This is a genomic window from Streptomyces sp. NPDC036822 (assembly GCF_055609145.1).
The window spans coordinates 21,650-44,953 of sequence record NZ_JBVJPY010000028.1 but is presented as its reverse complement, the minus strand read 5'-3'; the positions used below and the strand labels follow the sequence as shown (position 1 = coordinate 44,953).

17 protein-coding genes and 1 pseudogene are annotated in these 23,304 nt (G+C 70.0%); 8 read left to right on the top strand and 10 right to left on the bottom strand.

What is annotated here, in order from left to right; genetic code table 11:
* Positions 1 to 132 precede the first annotated feature (132 nt).
* From ACZ68P_RS34090 to ACZ68P_RS34065, 6 genes and pseudogenes are all read right to left on the bottom strand, one after another.
* A complete protein-coding gene (locus ACZ68P_RS34090) occupies positions 133 to 951 on the bottom strand; it encodes a hypothetical protein (protein ID WP_471013029.1) in 819 nt (272 codons plus the stop codon).
* 213 nt (positions 952 to 1,164) lie between these two features.
* Positions 1,165 to 2,454 carry an MDR family MFS transporter gene (locus ACZ68P_RS34085; protein ID WP_471013027.1) on the bottom strand — a complete coding sequence of 430 codons (1,290 nt, stop codon included), beginning with the start codon at positions 2,452 to 2,454 and terminating at the stop codon, positions 1,165 to 1,167.
* Positions 2,455 to 2,463: 9 nt separating this feature from the next.
* Entirely contained in the window at positions 2,464 to 4,266 is a 1,803-nt protein-coding gene (locus ACZ68P_RS34080) for an ABC transporter permease subunit (protein WP_471013033.1), read from the bottom strand.
* A 73-nt stretch (positions 4,267 to 4,339) separates the two neighbouring features.
* Positions 4,340 to 5,845, bottom strand: a complete 1,506-nt coding sequence (locus tag ACZ68P_RS34075) for an ABC transporter substrate-binding protein (protein ID WP_471013025.1) — start codon at positions 5,843 to 5,845, stop codon at positions 4,340 to 4,342.
* A gap of 780 nt (positions 5,846 to 6,625) precedes the next feature.
* Positions 6,626 to 8,203: a peptidoglycan-binding protein gene (locus tag ACZ68P_RS34070; RefSeq protein ID WP_471013023.1), complete on the bottom strand. Its 1,578-nt coding sequence runs from the start codon at positions 8,201 to 8,203 to the stop codon at positions 6,626 to 6,628.
* A gap of 93 nt (positions 8,204 to 8,296) precedes the next feature.
* Positions 8,297 to 8,845: pseudogene (locus ACZ68P_RS34065) on the bottom strand (hypothetical protein); the annotation flags it as partial.
* 415 nt (positions 8,846 to 9,260) lie between these two features.
* Between ACZ68P_RS34065 and ACZ68P_RS34060 the strand changes: the two are divergent.
* The gene (locus ACZ68P_RS34060) at positions 9,261 to 10,415 is read left to right on the top strand and encodes an aminotransferase class V-fold PLP-dependent enzyme (protein WP_471013021.1); all 1,155 of its coding nucleotides are present in this window, start codon (positions 9,261 to 9,263) and stop codon (positions 10,413 to 10,415) included.
* A 45-nt stretch (positions 10,416 to 10,460) separates the two neighbouring features.
* On the opposite strand, the gene ACZ68P_RS34055 is transcribed toward ACZ68P_RS34060, so the two are convergent.
* Positions 10,461 to 11,039, bottom strand: coding sequence for a TetR/AcrR family transcriptional regulator (locus ACZ68P_RS34055; protein WP_471013019.1), 579 nt, complete (start codon positions 11,037 to 11,039; stop codon positions 10,461 to 10,463).
* A gap of 91 nt (positions 11,040 to 11,130) precedes the next feature.
* Between ACZ68P_RS34055 and ACZ68P_RS34050 the strand changes: the two genes are divergently transcribed.
* Both ACZ68P_RS34050 and ACZ68P_RS34045 read left to right on the top strand, forming a co-directional pair.
* Positions 11,131 to 11,577, top strand: coding sequence for an anthrone oxygenase family protein (locus ACZ68P_RS34050; protein WP_471013018.1), 447 nt, complete (start codon positions 11,131 to 11,133; stop codon positions 11,575 to 11,577).
* Between the two features lie 295 nt (positions 11,578 to 11,872).
* On the top strand, positions 11,873 to 12,298 hold the full coding sequence (locus ACZ68P_RS34045) for a DUF4267 domain-containing protein (protein ID WP_471013016.1): 426 nt from the start codon (positions 11,873 to 11,875) through the stop codon (positions 12,296 to 12,298).
* Between the two features lie 262 nt (positions 12,299 to 12,560).
* Here the strand turns inward: ACZ68P_RS34045 and ACZ68P_RS34040 are convergent, their stop codons facing one another.
* From ACZ68P_RS34040 to ACZ68P_RS34030, 3 genes are all read right to left on the bottom strand, one after another.
* A complete protein-coding gene (locus tag ACZ68P_RS34040) occupies positions 12,561 to 14,090 on the bottom strand; it encodes an outer membrane protein assembly factor BamB family protein (protein WP_471013015.1) in 1,530 nt (509 codons plus the stop codon).
* A gap of 115 nt (positions 14,091 to 14,205) precedes the next feature.
* Positions 14,206 to 14,361 (bottom strand): hypothetical protein, encoded by a 156-nt coding sequence (locus tag ACZ68P_RS34035; RefSeq protein ID WP_471013013.1) that lies wholly within the window; start codon positions 14,359 to 14,361, stop codon positions 14,206 to 14,208.
* A 47-nt stretch (positions 14,362 to 14,408) separates the two neighbouring features.
* The gene (locus tag ACZ68P_RS34030) at positions 14,409 to 14,957 is read right to left on the bottom strand and encodes a hypothetical protein (protein WP_471013012.1); all 549 of its coding nucleotides are present in this window, start codon (positions 14,955 to 14,957) and stop codon (positions 14,409 to 14,411) included.
* A gap of 431 nt (positions 14,958 to 15,388) precedes the next feature.
* Between ACZ68P_RS34030 and ACZ68P_RS34025 the strand changes: the two genes are divergently transcribed.
* From ACZ68P_RS34025 to ACZ68P_RS34005, 5 genes are all read left to right on the top strand, one after another.
* Positions 15,389 to 18,490 (top strand): AfsR/SARP family transcriptional regulator, encoded by a 3,102-nt coding sequence (locus ACZ68P_RS34025; RefSeq protein ID WP_471013010.1) that lies wholly within the window; start codon positions 15,389 to 15,391, stop codon positions 18,488 to 18,490.
* A 330-nt stretch (positions 18,491 to 18,820) separates the two neighbouring features.
* Complete coding sequence (locus ACZ68P_RS34020) at positions 18,821 to 19,297, top strand: hypothetical protein (protein ID WP_471013008.1); 477 nt, start codon at positions 18,821 to 18,823, stop codon at positions 19,295 to 19,297.
* Between the two features lie 157 nt (positions 19,298 to 19,454).
* Positions 19,455 to 20,366, top strand: a complete 912-nt coding sequence (locus tag ACZ68P_RS34015; RefSeq protein ID WP_471013007.1) for a hypothetical protein — start codon at positions 19,455 to 19,457, stop codon at positions 20,364 to 20,366.
* A gap of 1,280 nt (positions 20,367 to 21,646) precedes the next feature.
* A complete protein-coding gene (locus ACZ68P_RS34010; protein WP_471013005.1) occupies positions 21,647 to 22,114 on the top strand; it encodes a hypothetical protein in 468 nt (155 codons plus the stop codon).
* Between the two features lie 79 nt (positions 22,115 to 22,193).
* Positions 22,194 to 23,002, top strand: a protein-coding gene (locus ACZ68P_RS34005; RefSeq protein WP_471013003.1) for an IS5 family transposase whose coding sequence is annotated in 2 segments (ribosomal slippage) — positions 22,194 to 22,533 and positions 22,533 to 23,002 — 810 coding nt in all. Because the reading frame shifts where the segments join, the coding sequence is not laid out codon by codon here.
* Positions 23,003 to 23,304 lie beyond the last annotated feature (302 nt).

Sequence of the window (23,304 nt, the reverse complement as noted above, 5' to 3'; positions counted from 1 at the left end):
AGCTACCTCGCCGGTCTCCACCTCCGCGCCGCAATGATCTGGATCGACGACCTGCTCAAGAGCACCCAATGATCACGACATCACACAGGCCCTAGGGGCATGGGACACCCCGAGTCTGTTTCGACCCCGTGGTCAGATCGCGGTGGGGATGGAGGGCGCTGCTGCGACCTGGGCCATCGTCCGAAGTCTCCTGAAGTAGGAGGCGCAGTACTCCTCGTTGATCAGGGGCACGATCGTGTCGAGATCGGCGATGCAGCCCCACAGGTAGGCGATGCCGATGTCGTCGAGGCCGCCTTCCAGCTCCCTCTGTACGAGGCCGGCGACGTCGGCGTCCAGGAGCACCAGGTCTATGCCGTCGAAGTCCACGCCGCGGAAGCCGTCGGGGAACAGTGCGCGCAGGTGGTCCTCCCACAGCCGGGCGAGTCCGTCTTCGGGCTGTGCTCCGCGCAGCACGTCGGGGGCTGTCGTCTCTGCCGCGGACGGGGGGCGAAGGAGCAGGGAGACGGCATCGAAGACGGCACGCACCATCGCGAGGGCCCGGATCGGGCGGAGGGCGGCACTCGACTCGGCGCCCTGCGTGAGCGTGTCGCGGAGCACTCGGCTGCGGTCGAGTTCGGCGGCGAGTCCCGCCGTGATGAGCCCTGCGTCGGTGGCCCGCTCGATCAGGTCGTGGAGTGGTGCGTTCGTGGCCAGACGCTCGGCGAGGACGTGCTCCAGGGCGAACAGGGAATGCGTGACGGCGACGGTGGCGAACTCGTACCGGTAGTAGGAGTGCCGGATGAGCTCGCGGGAGGTTTCCATCGCGCTCATGACGTACATCGACGCGTCACCAGGCAGGACCAGGTCGGCAACCAGGGCGTGCATGTCCGCATAGTCGAGAACGAGGTCACGGGCGCGCGGGTCCCGTACCGGCTGGAGGAGCGGGTCGGTCGGCGGTGGCAGGGTGTTCACCGGTGCAGTCTTGTCGCCGTAAGGCTGTCGGTGCCATCGGATTTGCTCGGGGCGGTGGCGACCCACTGCCGCATGCTTCAGTGTCGCGGAAACGTCTGCTCCATGATCCGGGTCGAGCCGGTGACCGTGTCTCTCCAGAGGCCCCCCTTCGACTTGCGGGCGGCGGCATACTGCCAAGTCCGATGGCAGTGAACCGGTCATCCGTCAGAAGCGTCAGCCTCCGGGGGAGGAGTTCCTCCCGCCCCCCGGGTGATGCGGTAGCAGGACTACGGTCAGGGCAGGCAGAGCCGCGAGGATGAGCCACGGTACGGCCGGCGGGAGGCCCAGGTCGAGGAGGGATCCAGTGGCCGAGGTGCCGAGGAGGACGATGAGGCCGGAGACGGAGGCCATGGCTCCGGTGTAGAGGCCGAGGCGGCCGTCCTCGGCGAGGTCGGGCACCCAGGCGCGGGCGGCCGGGACGATCAGCATCTGGCCCAGGGTGAGCAGGAGGACGTATCCGGTGGCGGGCAGCAGCCCGGTGATGCCTGTCCAGGTAGCGGGTCGGGCGGCGGCCACGACCGCGAATCCGGCGGCGATGAGCAGGAGTCCGACGGCCATCGAGCGGCGCAGGTCGAGCCGGTCGCCCGCCCAGCGGGTCACGGGGAGTTGGGCACACACGGCCAGGAGTGAGGCCAGGGCGAACAGCCAGGACAGCGCGGCCTGGGAGCCGGTCACGCGCTGCACCTCCTCCGGCAGGGCGAGGTAGAGCTGGTTGTAGGCGAGCAGATAGGCGCCATAGGCGCAGCACAGGGCGATGAAGGGGCGGTTGCGCAGCAGTGCGCGGAGCCCGCCCCGGACGCGATTCGGGACCCGGCCGGGTATGTGCTGCGGCATCAGCCGGGCGTGTCCGGCAAGCACGATGACGAAGACGGCGGCTCCCGCGAGGCAGGCGGTGCGGAAGTCCACGGCGAGCAGCAGGGCGCCGAGCAGGGGACCGACGAAGGCGCCGGCCTGTCCCGCCGCCGAGAAGAGGGCCAGTACCCCGGTGCGCGGGCCGTGCCCCGCCTCCTCTGACAGCACGGCCTGCCGGGCGGCTTCCGACTCCACGGCGGGGGAGAACAGGGCGGCGGCGAAGCCGATCAGGAAGACCGCGCCGATCACCGTCCAGGTCTGCTCCGCGTACCCGAGCCAGGCGAATCCCATGACGCGTAGCACGCAGCCGACCAGGACGAGGGGGCGTACGCCATAGCGGTCCACGAGCCAGCCGCCGATGACGAACAGCCCTTGTTGGCTGAAGGTTCGAAGACCCAAGGCGAGACCGACCAGCCACCCGGCCATGCCGATCGTGGTGCCGAGGTGCCCGGCGAGGAACGGTAGGACGGCGTAGAAGCCGACGTTGAAGGCGAGCTGCGTCAGGATGAGCAGCTTCAGGAGTGGGGACAGGGTTTTCCAGGTCCGTTGGCGCGCGGACTTGGAGGTCCTGGTACTCCGTTGCGGCAATACGCGGGAGAAGACAGCGGGCATCGGAATCCGTCAGTCGGCGGGGGTGAGGACGGGAGTACGTGCCGGTTCGGTGACCGGCGGCGCGGTGTCGGTATGACGCGCCGGTGGCGCTGCGGGGCGCTTGCCGGAAGATCGCCGGAACCGGGGCAGGCGCACTCCGCCCGTCGTGGTCACCGCCAGCGCTCCCAGCAGGGCGAGGACGGCGGCCGGGGCGAGGACCGCCCATGGTGCCCGCTCGGCGTATGGCTGGTTCTCGGCGATCAGCAGACCCCACTCGGGGGACGGCGGCTGGGAGCCCAGGCCCAGGAATCCCAGCGCGGCGAGGGCCAGGGCGACTCCCGGCAGCCGGAGCAGGGCGTGGCGGGTCACGGGCGGCAGGACGGCCGGGACCAGTCGGCGAATGAGGAGGTACCACGTGCTCGCGCCCAGCGCACGGGTGGCGTTCACGTGGGTGACCGCGCGTTCCTGCCGCAGCAGGGCGGAGGTGTGCGCGGCCAGCGGCGACCAGGCGACAGTGGCCACCGCGAGAGCGGGCGTCCACGGGCCGCTGCCCGCCGTGCCGGTGATCAGAAGGGCCAGCAGCACTGGTGGTACCGCGTTCACGGTGTCGGCGAGCGGCTCGGAGAGCCGGGGGAGCAGCCCAAGCAGGACGGCGACGACCAGTGCCGCGGTGCTCACCGCCACGGCGTCGCCGAGGGTGGTCACCGCGCCGTTTGCGATCCGGGCCAGGATGTCCCGCCCGAGTGCGTCGGTGCCGAACGGGTGCGTGAGCGAGGGCGCTTGGAGGCGGGCACCGGTCTTCATCGCGAGCGGGTCGCGGGGCAGGCCGAGGCCGATGACGGCGGCTAGTACCGCCGCGTACACCAGGGGGAGGATCCGGGGGCCGGGCGGGGCGGGGCGGTGCAGGGAGTGCAGGGCTCCGTCGCGCAGCGCGGGGCCGGTCAGCGCCCGGGCGGCGAGCCGGGCCAGAGTGGTGGCGATCGCGGCGAGCAGGACCAGGGCCAGGGTCCCGGTCTGCAGGACGGGCAGGTCCTGGGCGAGCGCGGCGCTCAGGGTGAGTCGGCCCAGGCCGGGGATGTCATAGATATGTTCCACGGCGACCGCGCCGCCGGTCAGGCCCACGATGAACAGTCCCAGATTGGGCAGCACTCCGGGCAGGCAGCGGCGCATCGCCTGTCGGGCCACGGACCGGGCGGGGATGCCGCGTGCGGCGGCGGCGAGCGTCCACGGTTCGGCGAAGGCGCCGGGCAGCAGGTAGTCCAGGATCCGCCCGAGTACCGCTCCGGCAGGCAGCCCGAGGGCCAGCGAGGGGAGAACTGTCCACTGCGGCCCGTACCAGCCCAGGGCGGGCAGCCAGCCGAGCTGCACCCCGACGACCGACACGAGCACCGAGGCGAGAAGGAACTCGGGAAGCGCGGCCAGCACGGCCGATCCGGTGCCACCGGGCTTTCGCTCACCGAGCCGGCGTCGCGAACCCAGCCACAGCGTCCGGGCGCACACGGCTCCGGCCGTCATCGCGGCGACCGCCAGGGCGCCGGCCATCAGCAGCAGGGAGACTCCGAGGGCTTGGGTGACGGACGGCAGCACCTCACTGCCGGAGACCCATGAGCGGCCCGCGTCCCCGTGTGGCAGACCGGCGAGCCATCGCCCCAGCAAGGCCAGGGGACCGTCGTGCAGGCCCAGTTGTTCGCGTACGGTCCGCAGCGCCTCGGGGGTGGGTTCGCCCTCTGCTGAGCGTGCCCTGAGCACGGTCAGAGCGGGGTCCGTGCGGGACAGCCAGGGCAGCAGGCCGATTCCGCATACAAGGGTGGCGGTGAGCAGCCCCCGCCACATCAGTGCGGGCCCGCCGCCCCGCGCGAAGGCGCGCAGGGCGGTGGTCCCGTCTTTCACCGGTTGGGTCATCGGGTCAGCGCCGGGTTCCCGTGCCGACGAGGAGACGCTCGTACGGGTCCATCAGTGTGCCCTCGACCGACGTCCCCATGCCCATGGCCGTCTTCATGTGCACCAGGGGGATCACCGCGTCCGTGGCGAGGAGGGCGGCTTCGGCCGCCATGACGGCTTCCTGGCGCCGGCTGGTGTCGGTGACGGATGCGGCCCGGGCCACGGCCTGGTCGACTTTCCTGTCGCACAGTTGCGACTGGTTGTTGCCGCCCTGGCAGGTGTAGTCGCTGGCGAGGACGGAGACGGGATCGCCGGTGTCCGCGAGGACGTTGCGGGCGTAGACGGTGGCATCGAATCTCCCGGCCAGCGCGTCCCCGTCGAACCGGGCCAGATCACGGACCTCCAGCTTCACCGTGAACCCGGCCTTTTGGAGCTGCTGTTGCAGCACCTGGGCGGCCTCCGGCAGCTCGGGCCGGTTGCTGTAGGTGGCGATCCTGATGGTGGCGCCGTTCGGATCCGCGGCCTTCGACCGTCCCTTCGGCACGACGCGCTTGGCGGCGGCCCAGTTCAGGGCGGGGCCGAAGATGCCCTGGGCCGGCTCGGCGTAGCCCTCGTACACGTCCTTGGCGAGGACGGAGGGATCGACGGCCACCCGGGCGGCCGCACGCAGCCCCGCATCGACGAACGGGCCGGCCTTCGTGTTCAGGTTCAGCACGACGCTGCGCGCGGTCGGCTTCTCGTGGACCGTTTTCCTGTCCATGGAGGAGATCTGAGCGACGGGCAGCGTCTCGGTGATGTCCACCCGGCCGGTGCGCAGGGCGTTGGCCCGGGCGGTGCCGTCGGGTATGAACGTGGCGTCGACGCCGGCAGCCTGGGGGCGTCCGCCCCAGTAGCCGTCGAAGCGGTCCAAAGAGGCCGCCGTCGCGCCGGTGATCTTCTTCAGGGCGAACGGCCCGGTGGCGGTGCCGACCGGGTTCACGGAGCCCTGCTTCGCGTACGCGTTCGGGGAGAAGACCGCCAAGCGAGGATTGGACAGCCGCAGCGGCAGCACGGGGTCGGGGGCCTCGGTACGGATACGCACCTGGTCGTCGCCCACCACCTCGGCGGACAGCTTCACCCCGGCCAGGGCGACCGGCACCGGCTTGGCCTGCGTGGCATGGGTGAGGGCAGTCACGACAGCGTTCGGGGTGACTTGGCCACCGTCCTGGAACTTCGCGTCCCGCAGGGTGAACAGCCAACTGCGGCCGCCGTTCTCGCTGGTCCAGGACCGGGCGAGCGCCGGGGCCGGGCTGCCGTTGGCGTCCAGCTGGGTCAGGCACTCGGAGACGCCGAGCCTGGACAGGTGGTAGGCGTCCTCGCCGAACGGGGAGAAGTTCTCCGCGGGCGGGAAGGCCATCGCCACACGCAGCCGAGCCTTTTCGCCGGAGCCTGCCGAGTCGGCGGCCGGGGAACCGCCGTCGCCGGAGGCGAAGCAGCCGGTGAGCAGGGGAGCGAGGAGCAGGCCGGCTATATATCGACGGCGGGGTCTCATGGTTCGCGTTCTCGTCTTTCGGTCGTGCAGATCAAGGCGTCGACCGACAGAGTAAACGATAATCGTTTTCACTTAAACCACGGGTGCTTCGAAGCGGAGTGTTCTCTGCGCCTCTCCGGGGTGCCTCGGGCCGCTCGTGCAGCACCAGCTCTCCCGCGGACCGCCGCAGCGCTTCTGCGCTCGGCGAGGGAGATGGGTGCGCAGGCGGAGCGACTGGTGGCTGCCGTCCGTCCTCGCGAATGCCGCCGACTCGGCGACCAGTCGCCGGGCCGGATTGCGCCGCCAGTGCTCACGGCGTACGTACACCCGCCGGGGCTGCCCGTCTCGCCCGAGGAGAAGCGCTCCGCGACCATCGCGGGTCCGGCGGGTGTTCGGGCCTCGCGCATCCAGTGCCGCCGTGGCGGCGACCGTCCCGTCTCGCTCGTCTTCGGTCACCGGAAGGGTGTGCCGAGGCGGGGCGACGTATGCGAGTTCCGGACGACGATGTCGGTTTCCACAGTGCGGGAACCCACTCCAAAACGCCGCGCACGGCAGCAGGTTGCGCGTGCCCGAACACCGACGTGATCCGCCTGGCCGTCCGTGTCGGCGAGGAAGAGCGTCCTCGGCCGCTCGTAGGGGGGTCCGCGGGCGCCACAGTCGAAGACGGCCACGAGCGACCCGCGCCGGGCTCGCGGCGCGTCGTCACGTTCCGATGCGCGAAGCCCGCCGGTGTGGGCGTGCGGAATCCGGTGAGCGCGGGCCGAGCGGCCGGTGTCCGGGGGCCCGGCCCGCGCGCTCATGTCACCGCCCGGCTTGAAGGGCGGTCCAGGTCGCCGTACCCGCGATGCCGTCCACTGTCAGCGCTCGGCTGCTCTGGTAGTCCCGGACCGCCTGGGCGGTGCCGGGGCCGAAGGTCCCGTCGATGCCCACGGTCCGGCTCAGCCCGGCCGTCAGTGATCGCTGGAGCCGTTTTACGTCGGTGCCCGAGGAGCCCTCGCGCAGGACGGGTTTCGTTCCGGCCGAGAGCAGCGCTGTCCAGGTCTGCCGGCCGATGATCCCGTCGGCCGGCAGTCCGCGGGCGGTCTGGAACGCCTTGACGGCGGTCGCCGTCTTGGTGCCGAAGACGCCGTCCGCGGTACCCGCGGCGTACCCCTGTGCGTTGAGGAGGGTTTGTGCCGCGGTGACCTGGGGGCCGGTCGAACCGCTGCGGAGCGTGTCGTAGGACGGGAAGTCGAGGTTGACGGTCCCGCTGCCGGTGCCACCGACGAGCTGCATGTAGTAGGACCAGTTCCAGTTCGGTCCCGGGTCGGTGTGGTCGTTGTTGGGGACCTCGGAGTGCCCGACGATGTGCGCGCGGTCCTTGGGGATGCCGTACTTGTCGGCCAAGTGGCGCGTGAGAGCGGCGGACGACCGGTACATCGCGTCGGTGAACCAGGCGGGGTTGTCGACGTAGCCTTCGTGTTCGATGCCTACGCTGTAGGCATTGCCCGAGCGTGCGTGGTAGGCGGTGTCCTTGTCGCGCACGGTCTGGGTGACCTGTCCGTCGGACGAGCGGATGACGTAGTGCGCGCTGACGTTCGAGCTGGGGTTCTGGAACCAGCTGATGGACCCGGCGTACGAGCCCTGGGTGACGTGGATGACGACGGCGGAGATGGCCGAGGTGCGTCCCACGGTGTAGTTCCCGCTGTTCGCCGCCACCCACAGGGCGGGCGGGTAGTCGGTGCTCAGTGTGCCTGCGGCGGCCGAGCCTCCTTCGTCCAGGGCCGGCACGTCCGCGTAACGGCCGCGTTCCGGGCGTACGGCGCGTGGGCGCAGGTTGAGGGTCTCGCCCGCGTCCGTGGTGGCGCGGACGCCGTTCGCCAGGAAGTCGTAGACGGAGTCCGCGTAGAGGCGGGCCGCGCGCTCGTCCGTGCTGCCGCTGTACTCGGCCACCGCCGGATACCAGGCATCGGCGTCGTCCCGGTCGTCCGCGGCGAGCCCCAGCCGGTCGGCGTACGAGCGCAGGACGGCGGCCGCGCCGCGGATGTTGGCGGTGGTGCTGTCCCGCAGCGCGGCCGGTGTCTCGCCCGTCAGCTCAGCGGCCAGTTCCAGAGTGCGCGAGCGGGAGTTGCTGACCAGGTGCATCACCCCGTAGCCGTTCGCGTGGCTGGGTTCCCCCTTGTGGGAGTCGAGTCGGCTTTCGCCGTACCCGATCGCCACGAGCAGGTCGCGGGGGACGTCGAATTCGCCGCCGGCCTGTACGAAGGAGCGGTCGACGGTGCCGTGGGCGGAGGGCGCCGCGGTGGCGGAAGGGGTGCCCATGCCCGTGAACAGGACGGCGAAGGCTGTACCGAAGACGAGCGCGGTGGTGCGTCTCCATGATCGCGGGTGTCGGTGCATACGGAGGTGTCTCCTCGTGGCAGTCGGATCGGTCGGATCGGCGGGGCCAGTCGGTTGGCCGGGTGGGGCTTACCGCCACGGCCGGGTGCGCTGTCAGGTCACTCCAACAAGCTTGCGTGTCCACGTCAATACGTGCGCGGGCCACTCTGCCGGGGCGGGTGTGTAGCCGAGCGGGCGCCTTGGTCGAGCGCCTCCAGTCGGCGCTGCAAGTGAGAGAGGCACAGCGTGGCACCAGTGCACCCACCGGGGGCCCTGTACCCATGGCCGAGAGGTCACTGGCACCGGAGCGCTCTTATCAGCGTCACCAGGCGCTATTGGTGTCACCGATGACGGCTTCTCCTTCCTCTGACCTTCGAGGTGCGCAGGTCGTCCCTGGGATGCCCTGTCTCGTCTGTCCGTTGTGCGGGCCGGCCAGGGGAGCGACTGATGAATGTCCCTAGCCTCGTCGGCGGCGAGGCTCTCCGCGAACGGGACGAGGGTCGCGGCCAGGTCTTCGCCGGCTTCCAGGCCGCCCTCAATGAGCGCGGCCGAGTGCCACTGGCGGGTTGCGACAGCCTTGTACCGCCAGACCCGACCCTTGCTGACGCGCGTGAGATGGCCCTGGGAGAGGAGGATGCTGGTGACCGTCGCCACGGTGGCGTATGCGACGTCCCGATGAGGGTGATGTCGTCGACGACCTCACGAACGGCCGACGGACGGGCCCGTGTCCTCTGCGCTGATCCCGATTTTGCCTTGCATAGTAGACGGGCAGCTCACGGGGCAGTTCCGTCGCGTTCGAAGGGCTGCTTCTTGAGGAGGCCCGGCCTAGGTCGTTCGGGTGGCAGTGCTGTGGGCACCCGCAGCCCCCTGCGGACCGTTGTCACCGGAAGGGCGCCCACAGCTATTCCGCCACCGCTCCGCCGGTCGCGGTTGTAAAGGGGTGCTGGAGTCGATGACGAGTCGACGTGATCTCATGACGAGATCGGCGGGAGCACTGGCGGTCAGCCTCGTATCCAGCTCCTGCGCGGTAGGGGCGAGCGCACCTCGGGAAAGGCCGGTCACTACGCCCGATGGTCGAGTGGACTGGGAGGCCCTGCGGGCGCAGTTTCGTCTGGAGCCTCAATGGGTGAACCTCTCGTTGTTCTATCTGGCCTCGCAACCGAAGGTGGTGCGGGATGCCGTGGAGTATCTGAGCGCACAGGTCGACGCCAATCCTCTGTCAGTGCCCACGGGGCTGGTGCTGCCCGACGGTCCGACCGGTTGGCCTCGGGTGCGCCAGGCGCTCGCGGCCTATGTGGGAGGGCGGGCCCAGGACATCGCGATGACGGCGAGCATGAGCGTCGGTCTGGGTGTCGTCTACAACGGCGTCGTGACCCGTCGGGGACAGGAGTTTCTGTTGTCCGAGCACGACCACATCTCCCATCGAACCGCCGCTCGGTTGGCCGCCGAAAAGCATGGCAACACGGTGCGGCTGGGCTCCTGGTTCGCCGAGCCGACTACTGCGACGGCGGACGGCATCGCAGCGGCGGTTGGCGAGGCGATTCGCCCGACAACCAGAGTCGTGGGGATCACCTGGGTGCAGTCGAGCACGGGGCTTCGGATGCCGGTGCGTGCGGTGGCCGAGGTGGTACGCCGAGCCAATGACGGTCGCAGGCCTGCCGACCGATGCCTGCTGGTCGTCGACGGCGTGCACGGACTGGCGGCAGTCGATGAGGATGCCGCCGACCTGGGCGCGGATGTGATGGTCGCTGGAACGCACAAATGGTTGTTCGGTCCCAGGGGAACGGGGCTGGTCTGGGTGGCGCCGGACGTCCTCGACCAGCTGCGGCCCACGTTCGTAAGCTTTATCGGGAGTGGGGGAGCTGCGGCTCTGTCGCCTGGGGGGTTTCTGGCGTTCGAGCACAGCTTTGCCCTGCCGGTCGCCGTAGCGCTGCATGAGCAGCTGGGGCGGGCCCGAGTTGCCGCCCGAATCACTGAGCTGTCGACGCGGGTGAAGCAGGGACTGAGCCGCATCCCGGGGGTCACCGTGCACACTCCTGACGACGCGGAGCTGTCAGCGGGGATCACCTGTTTCAGCGTGGCCGGACACACTCATCAACAAGTGGTCGACCACGCTGCTGCTCGCCGCGTGCGGCTGTCCACCTTGACCTACACCCGCATCGGCACCGCCGTGATCAACACTCCGGCAGAGATCGACACGGCACTGAACAGCTTGGATGACCTCACCCGCTGAAGGGCCGTTCTTGGCTTCTCCAGGCGTCGCTGTGGCTGCAGGGCGTCAGACCAGTGCGAGCCGGTCTACCAACAGTTCGACTCTCACCTCGGCGTCCTCGGGTAGCAGGCGGCCCGCTCGGGTCAGGGTCGCCAGGCCGTGCAGTGCCGCCCAGAACACCTCGGTGAACGTTCCTGGGTGGACGCCGTCGCCGGCGACCTCGGCGAGGCATTCGAGCAGGGCGGCGAAGGCGTCCTTCAGTGGCTCGGGGGTGTCTTCCTGTGCGTACGCCAGGCCACCATCAAGCTGGAACAAGGCGTCGTAGACCGCGGGGTTGTGCTCGGCGAAGTCGAGGTAGGCGCGGGCGAGGGCAGCGACCCGCTCGCGAGGGCTGTTTCCTCCGGACGTCGCGGCCCGCACAGAAGCGGCCAGCTCGGTGGCGCCTTCCAGGGCGACGGCGCCGATGATCTCGCGTTTACCGCGGAAGTGGCTGTAGAGGACGGGCTGGCTGTATTCGATGCGCTCGGCGAGCCGACGGGTGGTGACCGCGTCCCAGCCCTGCTGCTCGGCGAGTTCGCGGGCTGTCACCACGATGAGGCGCTCGCGCTCCGCCCGTTCGCGCTCCTTGCGTTCCTTGACCGACATAACTCGATCCTAGCATCGCTAGACAATCGAGCACGAGCAGGTCTAGCGTTGCTTCATCATCTAGCGTCGCTAGATCACAGGAGGGGTCACCATGCTCAACACACTCCAAGTCGTCACCACCGTCGTCGTCGGCCTGATGGTGGGGGTGGAGTTCTCCGTCGCCTTCATCATGAACCGCATCCTGGACGCGCTTCCCGAGGACAGCGGCCAGGTGGGCCACTCCCACGGCGGCCGGATGCTCGGCGCGCTGATGCCGTTCTGGTACATCGGCTCGCTCGTCCTCGTCGCGGCCTGGGCCACCGCCGGATGGCACCACCCCGGCGCAGGACTCGTCGTCACCGCCGCCGGACTGCTGATCCTCAGCGTGGTCATGTCGATCGTGCTGCTCGTCCCGATCAACAACCGGAACAAGACCTGGACCCCCGAGAACCGGCCCGCCGACTGGAAGGACCAGCTGCACCGCTGGGAGCGCTACCACTACGTTCGCGTCGCCGTCATCGTCGCCGCGTTCACCCTGCTGGTCGCCGCCCTCGCCTGATGCACCCCCACCCCGACGCCCACCGGTTCCCCACGACGGCTGTGCCCCATCGCGATGAGCCGGAGAGGGTATCGGGTTGCTGCCCGCAGGCAGAGGTCACGCCGCCGGCCCATCCCGGATCCTCGGGGGCCGGCCGCACATCCGGGCATGCTGCCGCCGCGCAGATCCCCGGACTGTGGTCCCGACAGGCCGCGCCCCTCGAACGCCCGCTTACAGGCGGCCTGATGAGCCCCACACGGCTCGGCAAGCGTCACACAGACCACTTGACTGACGAAAACTCACATGGGGAAGACCAATGTCGCTGAAGAAGATCAATACCGTCCTGGCCGCCGCCTTCATCCTCTTCATTCTCTGGTTCGGGACGGAGTACATCGTGAGTCCGGAAACGACGGCGCCGGGCTACGGCCTGCCGAGCTGGCCGCCCGGCGACGGCGACGGCTTCCTGATCATCAAGGGAATACGCGACGTCGTCCTGGCTCTGGTGCTGGGCATCTTGCTCGTGACGGGTCACCGGCGGGCGTTGGGCTGGGCGCTGCTGATCGAAGCGCTCGCCGCGTACGGCGACATGGCCAACGTGCTGGCCCACCACGGCTCCGTGGCCACCGCCCTCGGCGTCCACTGCCTGACCGCGACCCTGATGGTGTGCACCGGCCTGCTGATCCTGCGCGAGACCCGCAGCGTCGCGGCCGCTCCACAAAGGCCCGCCCCACAGCCCGCCTAGGACCTGACACCCGCACGCCGCCGACGCCCCCTAAAGGGGGCGGCGACAGGGGGTTGAAGGTGCCTCCGTGTTCACTCGGTCATCAGCTTGCCGAGCATCGATGGGGCGGGCGATGCAGCGGGGAATCAGCAGGCGTAACGGGTCGCCGGGGCCCGCCCCCTTCTTGGCGACGGGAGGCGGTCCGGTCCGGTTCCACAGCCGGCCTTTTCGGGCGCACGCGCGTCGGCGGCCGGTCGTCCTTGTCTCCCTACCCGAGTCGGGGTCAGGGAGCGAAGGAGAGCATGCGGGGTTCATGACGGGCGTCGTCGCCGTCCACGCCCGCGGGTGCGAGCACGAGCCGGTCGCCCACGTAGGCGTTCCGCCCGACGCCGCCCATCCGGATTTCGATTCTCGCGGTGGAGGCGGGGAGCTTCAGTACGTCCTTGGTGGAGTCGGCGCCGCCCGGGCCGATCTGCAAGACGCGTCCGGGACGGCTGCCCGTGCCCACCTGGTAGACGAAACCGGTCTTTCCCGCTCCGACGCGCAAGGGGAAGTAGCCGTACGAGGTGCCCTCCGACTTCACACCCCAGACGAGGGTGCCGGTGCCGAGGTCGTAGGCGCCGACGCGGTCCTCGCCACCCAGGAGCACGAGCCCGCCGCCGACGACGGCCTCCCGGCACGCCTGGGCGTTGGCGGAGGTGTCCAGGGTGTCGCCGCAGTGCTTGAAGCCTTTCCCCCGGGGGTCGATGGTCCTGCGGGCCCGCCCGTCGGGCCCGAGGGCGACGACCCGCCAGTCCTCGGCGTGCGTCTCCCGGTTCGCGGTGGTGATCACGCCGGGGGCGACGGAGAGCACCTGCCCGATTCTTCGGCCCGGCTCCGTCCGGTAGCGCCACATGACCTTGCCCGTGGCGGGGTCGATCTCCCGGACCTGGTCGTACACCTTCTCCATCGAGGTGATCGCGCAGTTGGCGAGCACCAGGAGCCGGCTGCCGCCCGCCACCCTGCCGGGGTAGCACGAGCCGGGGTCCTCCCTGGGGATGTCGTACAGCTTCCGTCCGTCGGCGATGCGGTATGCGGCGGCTTTCATGCTCTGGACAATGGCGACGGTGCCGCCGCTGATGGCGCTGTCCACGATGATCGTGTCGTCCCCGGAGCCGGTCTCGGTCAACTCCTTGCGCCAACCCTCCTTGCCCGTACGCAGGTCGATCATGCGGAGCTTGTTGCACCGGGCGCCGGACCATGCCTCGATGTTCTGAAGGACGATGACGACCTTGCCGTCGGGGGTCGGGTTGACCGGGGTCTCGCAGACGGGGGTGGGCAGGGTGACGCTCCACAGCTCGGCCCCGTCGCTGAGCCGGTGGGCGACGACCCTTTTGTAGATGGCCTGGACGGCGGTGTCGCCGACGATCCAGAGGTCCTGGGTCGGGATGTTCCGGCGGGGCAGATCGGTGCGGTCGTCGACGATCCAGGCGCTCGCCTCGCCGGACCGGCGCTGCCGAGCGATCTCCCCGGTGGTCAGGATGCGGGAGGGCGTCGGGCTGGGGCGGGCCGTCGCCGTCGACGGGGCCGTGGAGGGCGGAGCGCTGTTCCGCGGCCCGGCGCGGTCCGGTCCGGACCGCTCGCCGAGGACGTACACACCGACGCCGACGAGCAGCAGCAGGGCGAGGCCCGCGGCGACCAGGAGCCATCCGCGGCGGCGCGGGTGCGGTGGGCGAGGCGGTGGTGCACCGTAACCCCCAGGGGCGTACGGGTTGTCCGGCGCGGGCCACGAAGGCGGGCGGTGCCTGTACCAGGGCTCGTGCGACTGCGGCATCCGGTTTCCCCCTGTGAAGGTGCGAGCGGGCTCCCCGTGGAACTGGTCCTCGGAGAGCTGTTCTGATCGATGGCTGCGGCGGTCTTGCCGAAACGCCCCATGTCGACCACGGGGCCTACGGCGTGAACGGCGGGCAGGGACGGGCAAGGGCGGGCAGGCATACGGCGAAGGTCAGGAGCGCGGAGGAGCAGCCCGTACCGGCAGCGGTGATCGCCGTCCGGCCGCCGACGTGGTCAAGGGCCACGTCGATGCCGGGCGCGGCACGCATCACGGCTGTGAGGGGACACGGCCGCTTTCCCTCTGCCTTCAGCTACCGCCTCATACCGCGGGGCGTTCGCCGGACGGCTCGGCGAGGACGATCCGGACGTGGGAGGGAGCGTACTTGCGTGCCTTCCTCGTCATCTTCGTCAGATCGAACCTGGAACGCGGTACGGCGACGTGGATCGGTACGGGCATCGCCTCGTTCCGCGGGGGAACGGGCGCGCCGTGCGGCAGGGAGGCGCCGGGGCGCAGCCGGGCACCGATGAGCGCGTACTCCTCGTCGGGCGAGGTCGACACGACGAACTGGGTGACGTCGGACCACGGCAGCAGGACCTCGCCGAATCGGGCGCCAGCCGCGTCGAACTGGAAGGCCGTGCGCCGCTTCTCGAACCAGGAGACGATGAAGGGGGTCGCCGCGACCAGGACCACGCCGCCCTTCATGTCGAGTGCCCAGCCGAGCAGGAGGGCGACGGCCAGGACGCCCGCGATCGCCCCCCACAGGAGCGCCAGATCGCGTGCGGTGAAGGGGTGGGTGACGCGGTAGCGTTCCCACCGTCCGCCCCGGCGGGTGGGCGGGAGACCGGATGTTCCATGGGCCTGAGACACAGTGCTTGACCTTTCTCGATGACGGGTTCGGCCGCCGCGGGCCACGCCGGGCTGCCCACCACGGAATGGCGGGGCCGGGCCACCGACGGGACGCCCTGGGACGCCCCTGGGCTTCGCCGCCGAGTCAGGTCTGCCGACCGTTTTCCCGGCGCCCGCACAGACCGAGCAGTGAAGACACCCGACCTGGCTGCGCACGGCCGGCCACGGTCCTGACAGACTCTGGCGTAAAGCGCTGCTCTTCCGATGAAGTCCTGTTGAAAGGGGCTCCGGCAGCGAGTGGCACCGGACGTACGGGGGCATGGGGATTCGACGTGGGCGTGCATTCACGGGATACGGACATCGATGCCACCGATGCACGGAGTGACCTGCGCATCGATCTGCTCGGGTCGGTCCGTGCCCGGCGCGGCGATGTGCCGCTCACGCTTGGCCCGGTGCGACGGCAGGCCGTGCTCGCCTCGCTGATCCTCAGGGCTCCGGCGTTCGTCACGTACCAGCAGTTGCTGGACGACGTCTGGGGAGATGAGCCCCCTGGCACGGGACACCGGGTCCTCCCGAGCTACGTGTACGCGCTGCGAAAGGCACTGGACGAGCCGCACGCCGCGGCGGAGCTTTCCGTCGTCCGCGGGGGACGTGGCGGCTACCGCCTCGCAGCCGACGGAGTCCGGACCGACCTGGCCGAGCTCGCCGAGGAGACCGCGAGAGCCCTGCGCGCGAAGGCCGCCGGTGACCTCGACGCCGCGCTCGATCACGGCGGCCGGGCCCTGGAACTGCTCCACGGGGAGCCGCTCCCCGGTCTGCCGGGCCCGTTCGCCGAAGCCCAGCGACAACGCCTGGGCCAACAGCGGCGCGCGCTCCACCTGGATCGGGCCGAGTGTCTGGTCCTGCTCGGGCGCGGCCCGGAGGCCCTGGACACCCTCCTGGCGGCACCCGTCACGCAGCAGTACGACGAGCCGTTCGCCGCCCTGCACATGCGGGCCCTGTACGGCAGCGGCCGGCAGGCCGAAGCGCTCTCCGTCTACCGCGAGACGCGTCGACGGCTTGTCGACGAGCTGGGCCTGGAACCAGGGGAGGAGTTGCGGCGGGTGCACCAGGCCCTCCTGCGCCGGGACGATTCTCTGCTGCTCGGCCGGACAGGACAAAAGCGCGCGGCAACGACCGTAGTCGCGGATCGCACCGCGCCCCAGGACTCTGCGTCCAAGCCGCCGGCTGCGGACGATTCTGGTCTGCCCGAAGGACCCGACGACCCGCACGGGCGGCTCAGTCCTCGCACGCGTCGAAACGACCTGCCCGACGGGCTCCCTTCCCGCACGCGTCGAAACGACCTGCCCGGCAACACCGCCTGCCTGGTCGGGCGGGACACGGAGCTCGCCCTGCTCACCACCCCCGTGTCGCCCAGGGCCGTGTCCGTGACGACCGTCGACGGCACGGCGGGAGTGGGCAAGACCGCTCTGGTGGTCCGTGCCGCCTGGTCGCTCGCCGACGCCCACCCCGACGGCTGTCTCTTCGTCGACCTGCACGCGCACGGCGCCCATGAGCAGGTCGTCCCGCAGCGGGCCCTTCGCCGGATGCTGCGGGCGGTCCTCGACGAGGGTGACGCGCTGCCGCCCCCTCCACCCGGGCCTCACACCCTGGCCGGAGAAGACGTTACGGACGACCTGGCGGACCTCGTCACGGCCTGGCGTGCAGCCACAAGCGCGCTGCGGCTGCTCCTGGTCGTCGACAACGCGCGCAGCGCCGAGCAGGTGCGGCCGCTGCTTCCCGCCGGACCGGGCAGCCGGGTCCTGGTGGCGGGACGCCAGCGCCTGACCGGCTTGGACGCCGATCTGCGGCTCACCGTGGAGCCGCTGGACACGGGCCCCGCCGTCGGACTCCTCCGAGAACTCCTCGGGAAGTCCCGGGCCGACAGCGAGCCCGAGGCGGCGCGCGAGCTCGTACGACAGTGTGGGGGCCTGCCCCTGGCCCTGCGCATCGCGAGCGCCCGGCTGCAGAGCCGCCCGTCGTGGACCCTGTCCTTCCTGGCCGGTCGGATGGCCGACGGCACCCGCAGCCTCGACGAGCTGCGGGCCGAGGACCGCAGCGTGGAGGCCGCCTTCCGGGTGTCGTACGACCAGCTCGGTCCAGAACTCCGGCGAGGTTTCCGCGCGTTGGGCACGGCTCCCACCGTCCGCTTCGACAGAACCACCCTCGCCGCGATGCTCGGCGGCTCCCGCGAGGATGCCGAGGGAGTCCTGGAGGACCTGGTCGACGCGAGCCTGCTGCAACAGCCGCAACCCGGCCGGTACCGGCTCCACGACCTCGTACGGGCTCATGCGCGACGCGTCGCCTCCGAGGCACCTGAGGAGACCGCTGCGCACCGCGACGCCGTCCTGTACCTCTATACGGCGGCAGGCCGTATGGCCAGCGACTGGGGCCCCAACTGCTTCCCGCCCGTCGTCGATGCCGCCGGTCGAGCCGTACCCGGATCGTCGTTCACCAGTTGGCGGGAGGCCTCGGCATGGCTCGACGCGGCGGAGGGAGAGCTCGTCGACGTGGTGGCCCACGCCGCCGCCACCGGCCAGGACGACCACGCGTGCCGGATCGCCGAAGCCCTGGTCGACCACTTGGCCGGCCAAGGGCACCACCACGAGTGCCGTACCACGCTCGAGCTCGCCTTGAGCTGTGCGGACAGGGCCACCGACGCGCGGATGCCGGCCGCACTGCGCAACTGCATGGGCCTCGTCGACGTCTACCAGGGGCGGTTCCGGCAGGCGAGTGCCTGGTTCACCGAAGCCCTGCGGTACGGCCGCGCGCTGGGCGACCTGCGGGAAGAGGCCCGGGCCATCGCCGGGACGGGCATCGTGCTGGGGCAGCTGGGGCACCCGGAGGAGGCGGTCGCCCGGCTGAGCAGGGCGGTGGAGCTGGCCGCCGAGGTCGACGACGACTGGCTCACGGGGGTCTCACACTGCAACCTCGGCTCCCTTCGCCACCGGCAAGGACGGCACGAACAGGCGCTCACGCACTATGACACCGCCCTCGCACTCGCCGAGAAGAACGGTCGGCCCAGGACGATCAGCAGCACCCTGTGCTTCTCCGCCGAACTCGAACTCGCCCTCGGCAGACACGCGGAGGCCGCGCATCTGCTACGGCGCGCCACCGAACTGGCCGGCGATGTCGAGGACCAGCCTCTGCGTACGACGGCCTTGTCGCAGCTCGCCGCCGCGGAGCACAACCGCGGCGATCTCCGCTCGGCCGTCGACCTCCACCAGGAGGCCCTTTCCCAGCTCACCCCGCACACGAGCACATGGCTGGAGATGGGAGTCCGCATACGTCTTGGCAGCACCTACACAGCGATGGGGCGCCGCGCCGAGGCACGACGGGAGTTCCGTACCGCCCTTTCGCTGCCCGGAGCGGGTGACCACCCCCGCGAGTACCGGATGGCACATGAGGGACTGGATGCCACGGGTAGTCATGTCCCGCCGCCGGGCAGGGGAGGAGCTCGAGGAACGCCTGAAGGAGGACCGCAAGGAGGTCGGCCTCCCTCCGAAACCGGATGACGCCGACGGCTGAGGGATGGCGGGCACACCGGGAAGAGGGGCATGTGGGGGAGAACACCCGGCATGATCCCCACACGCCACACGCCACACGCCACACGCCACACGCCGTCCCGCGCCCCGGCCCAGCACTTGCGGCGCCGGGGCGCGCCACATGTCGGCACCGCTCGTGCGCCCGTACTGGGTGTCGGAGACACCTCTGAGGCTGCCGCGCTCCAGGAGCGTGTAGTACTCGACACAAGACAGCAACCACGCCCCACCGCACAGGATGAAACCGCAGCCCACAGAACTTACGACGGCCAAGTGTGTCTCCCACCGGGCAGGATGAGAGCCATGGTCAACGAGGGAAACACGGGCTTCACACTGCCGCGGGGTGCGACAGGCTTCTTCGTACCCAAGGAGGGCCCCCTTCCGGAAACCGACCTACGGGCGTTCCGGACCGCTCTGTACGCCGCCGCCCGAGTCGTCGAAGGCCACGTGGAAGAGATCGAGGGCCAGGAATACCCCCGGACCTTCCACACCGCGTCAGTCGTCGATCGCACCGGCGAGAGCGTCATCCTGTGCCACGCCCATCACCCCTGGATCGCCTTCGCACACGAACGCCGGAACTGGTACGCAGAGGAGTTCCTCCCCCCTCCACCCTGGGCCTCTACCTTCGCGGAAGCAGGCTTCCTGGTCCTGAGTGGCGAGCAGCTCGCCACACCTCTCTCCGACGTGGACACGGCGGAGATGACACAGGCCGAGTGGCGCCACATACGCTCCTACGGCATCACCACGTTGGGCGGAACGCTCTTCAACGCATGGGCCTGATGACCATGCAGAGTCGTTGCACGACAAGCTCACTGATTGTCTCAGAATGAGGTGCGGAGGCGACGGAGGCAGACAGGACCCCAGCCCGGCTGAGGTCACGGCCCCTTGTCTCGCCTAGGCTGAGGGGCGCACGTGCGGGGGCGCGAAGGGGGCGGACATGGTCCGGTTGGAGAAGGCGCCGGCGCGGGTGAGACCTGCGTCCCGGCGGAGCGTGTGGACCACGCTCACCGGCTGGGGGATGCTGCTCAGCGCCGCCGGGGCGGTCGGCTGCACGCTGTGGGGCGTCGGCCGATATCCGCCGCTGGTCACCGAGACGGGCCTGGCGGCGCTGAGCGTGATCTTCGCCGCCGCCTGGATCGCCGCCTCCCGCCGGGCCCCGCAACGAACCGGCCTTCCCCCGGCCAAAGGCCGCGCGCTGGTGTGGCTGGTCGCCTGGCTGGTGCCGCTGGCCACGCTGGCCTGCTTCAACCTCGGGTTCATGGTGTCTTCGGAGTACGGGCGGGAGACCGAGCGCTTGGAAGCGGCCCGGTACGGGCAGTACTCCGTCACCGTCGTCCGGCTCGCAGGAGACCCGGTCCGCGGGCACAACGCCTCCGACGAACCGGTGTACTTCGAAACCGACCTCGTCCTGCGTATCCCGTACGACAGTGGTCCGCGCGAGGTGACCATGCCCGACATGTACACCCGCTACCACCCCCCGAAAGCGGGCATGAGGATCGACGTCTCCTACGCGCCGGGCGACGCCCGCCCGGACTCGCCCGTCCTGGAGGACGGCCGCCGCTGGGGCACGGGCGTGATCGGCTCCCGCATGTTCCTCATCACCGCCTTCCCGGTCCTTTTCGCAGGGGTCGTCCTGACAGGGGCACTCTCTTATGAAATGCCGGGCAGAGTAAGGCGGTTCGCCCCATCCGTACACCTCCCCGCCCTCGGTATCCTCCTTCTCGGTCTGCTCCTCCTCCTGCCGACAGCCCTGGGCTGGGATGCCGGCGGCCTGGCGCGCCCGGCGGCCTTCCTGTCCTGCGTGACGCCCGGGGCCGCGCTGGCTTGGCTCTGGCGCTCGTCCTTCTGACTGATCGCTTCAGATCGGTTTGAGCTATGGGTCTTGCGCTCGCCGATCCTGGTCGGCAGGGCGCCCGGGGGCGTGCTGATCTTGTTCCGGACGAACTGGGGGGCAGTCCCACTGCTGCCAGTCGCTCCAGAACGCCGCCGTCGCCACCCCGGGCGAATCCGTGATCCCGACCAGGTGGCGCTCACCGGCGTACTGTCCACGCTGCCGACCATAGTCGTCCGGCGGGATGTCCCTGCGGGGACCGTCGGCCGCTCCGGAGTGACGGACTGGCACCGGCTGCGGGACTGGACTGAGGCCGGCATCCGGCTCCGCCCGCGCGCCGCCCTACTGACCGAGCTGCACCGCGCCGTCCTGCTGGACCTGCACGACGCTCCGTCAACGGCCCCCCGATCGTCGCGCAGCTCCCGCCTGGACACCCGCGCCGGGGCTCTTGCGTGCCTGGCCGACCGCCGGGCCACCGCACCGGGCCGCCGCACCCACCCGGGGCGGGGGAGGGGCTACCCGCCTCCCCAACCCCATGACCGACTGATAGAGGTCGATGATGCCCGCTCGGGCACCCCATGTGGGGCGTCGAGCATAGGGGGATCCAGCTCGGGCGTGACCGTCTCTCCGGTGAACTCGTTCGCCCGGCATCCCGCGCGCCCCCGGAGCGTCCAGCGCGGGCCGGTCGGAGACCGGTGCCTTCCCGGTCCAGAGCACGGACCGGGGACGTAGGGCGGGCCATGGGGGAGACAGGCTTTGCGATCCGTGTCGGTCAGCGGGTGCCTGACCGCGCAGGTCCGGGCCAGTGCCCTACCTGAGTCGGATCCGGTCCTTTTCTTGGGGGTAGTACATCGTGACCTCGCCCCCCTGCGGATGCTCCTGGAACCAGGAGGTTGTCCAGCTCCGATCGAGCCGAATCAACGGCGTTCAGTGCCTGTGACAGCTTCTTCGCGGGGACGCCCGGCTGACCCGCCCTGGGGTAAGCGTTGGCGAGCTGGACAGATCGCTTGAGCAGTTCGTGTCGGATCATCTCGAGGGCCTGGCCCATCTCGACGTGCTCTTCAAGGGTCAACCTGGGCTTCATATGGTGATCATCCCCCAGGCCGGGTTCAGCACGGGGCTGAATCCACCAACCAGGGCAGGGCGGGTCACCAAGTGCGCGCCCGACCGTCGAGATCAGCCGAGTCTTGGGCTGGGAATCCACTTGCTTGACGGTTTCAAAATGATTCGCAGCTGTGGTCAAGGAAGATCATGCTGTGAGAGCACACTGAGCCTCACAAGCGAACGGAGCCACGTCGATGGCAAGACCCCCTGGCGCATTTCAGTCGATCACGTTCGCGGCCTGGCGTGACCGTCATCCTCGGGAGGACCGCGCCTCCGATCGGTACTACGTCACGCTGGCGGAACTCCTTGTGCGCCTCGGGAGCTTTGGGCTCGGCCTCACTTGGAAGGTACGGATCGACGATGCTGGACTGGTCACCAGGTTTGCCGAGATCGAGAAGGCCTCCTCCGGTGTCGGGATCGGCACCTTGGAGCTACTGGCACTGGTCGCGCCGGACCTTCAGTTTGTTGACGCGGACTTCGCGGGGTATGCAGGCAATGACCTGACCGTGGTGCTGCGGGAGTTCGACAGCACGAGCTGGGACCTCTGCACCACGGATGCCTCGGTAGTCCGGGAGATCCGCCAGCATTTCCCTGACGCGGTACTGACTCCTGAGGACGTTCTCCAGGAGATCCCCTGGCCGACCAACCGGCGAGAGATGTGATCCAATGCTCTTACTGATCGTTTCCGGGTGTTGAACTGTGGGTCTTGCGCTCGGCGATCTTGGTCTGCAGGGTGTCCGGGTGCGTACTGACCTTGTTCCGGACGACCTGTGGGAGCGGGTGGCCCCGCTGTTGCCACCCGCTCCCGAACGACGCCACCGCCATCCCGGGCGACTTCGAGTTTCGGACAGGGCGGCTCTCGCCGGCATCATGTACGTCCTGCGGACCGGCGTTTCCTGGCGCGATGTCCCTGCCCAGACAGTGGGCTGTTCCGGGGTGACGGCCTGGCGTCGGCTGCGGGACTGGACCGAGGCCGGCGTCTGGCCGCGCCTGCACGCCGCCCTGTTGACCGAGCTGCGCCGGGCCGGCCTGCTGGATCTAGACGACTGCTCCGTGGACGGGTCCCACGTCCGGGCCCTCAAAGGGGGGCTCACGTCGGTCCCTCGCCCGTGGACCGCGCTCGTTCCGGCTCCAAGCACCACCTGATCGTCGATCGCCACGGAACCCCGCTCGCCGTGACGCTCACCGGCGGGAACCGGCACGACGTCACCCAACTCCTCCCACTGGTGGACGCCGTCCCGTCGATCCGGGGACTGCGGGGACGTTCCTGTTGCAAGCCCCGGCGGCTGTACGCGGACCGGGGCTACGACTACGACAAGTACCGCCGCATGCTGTGGAAGCGCGGCATCAAGCCGTTGATCGCGCGACGCGGCGTCGCCCACGGCTCCGGACTGGGGAAGGTGCGCTGGGTGGTCGAGCGCGCCTTCGCCTGGCTGCACCAGTTCAAACGGCTCCGCATCCGCTACGAGCGACGTGCCGACCTCCACCAGGGGCTCCTCGAACTTGCCTGCAGCATCATCTGCCTCCGACGCCTCCAGGCGGCATTCTGAAACGATCAGTTAGGGCTCGAACGGCACTCCGGCTACGCCCATGAGCTGGTGTTTGGCCGGTTTCCTCCCTGCCGGGAGCTCGACATCGTGCACGAGGACGACTTCGCCTGCGTCTTCTGCTGCAGCGATTTGCCAGAGACGTGGAAAGTGGATCCCCCGTCTGATGGCCCAACAGTCACTCGTTGATGGCCGCTACCGGGCGACCGGCGTGGCGACGGGCTGGTACCGGCCGGTCGCAGCGCTGGTGTCATGTCCCCGAAGCACGGGGTGAGCGGCTTCGTGCCTCTCGGTAACAGCGTTTG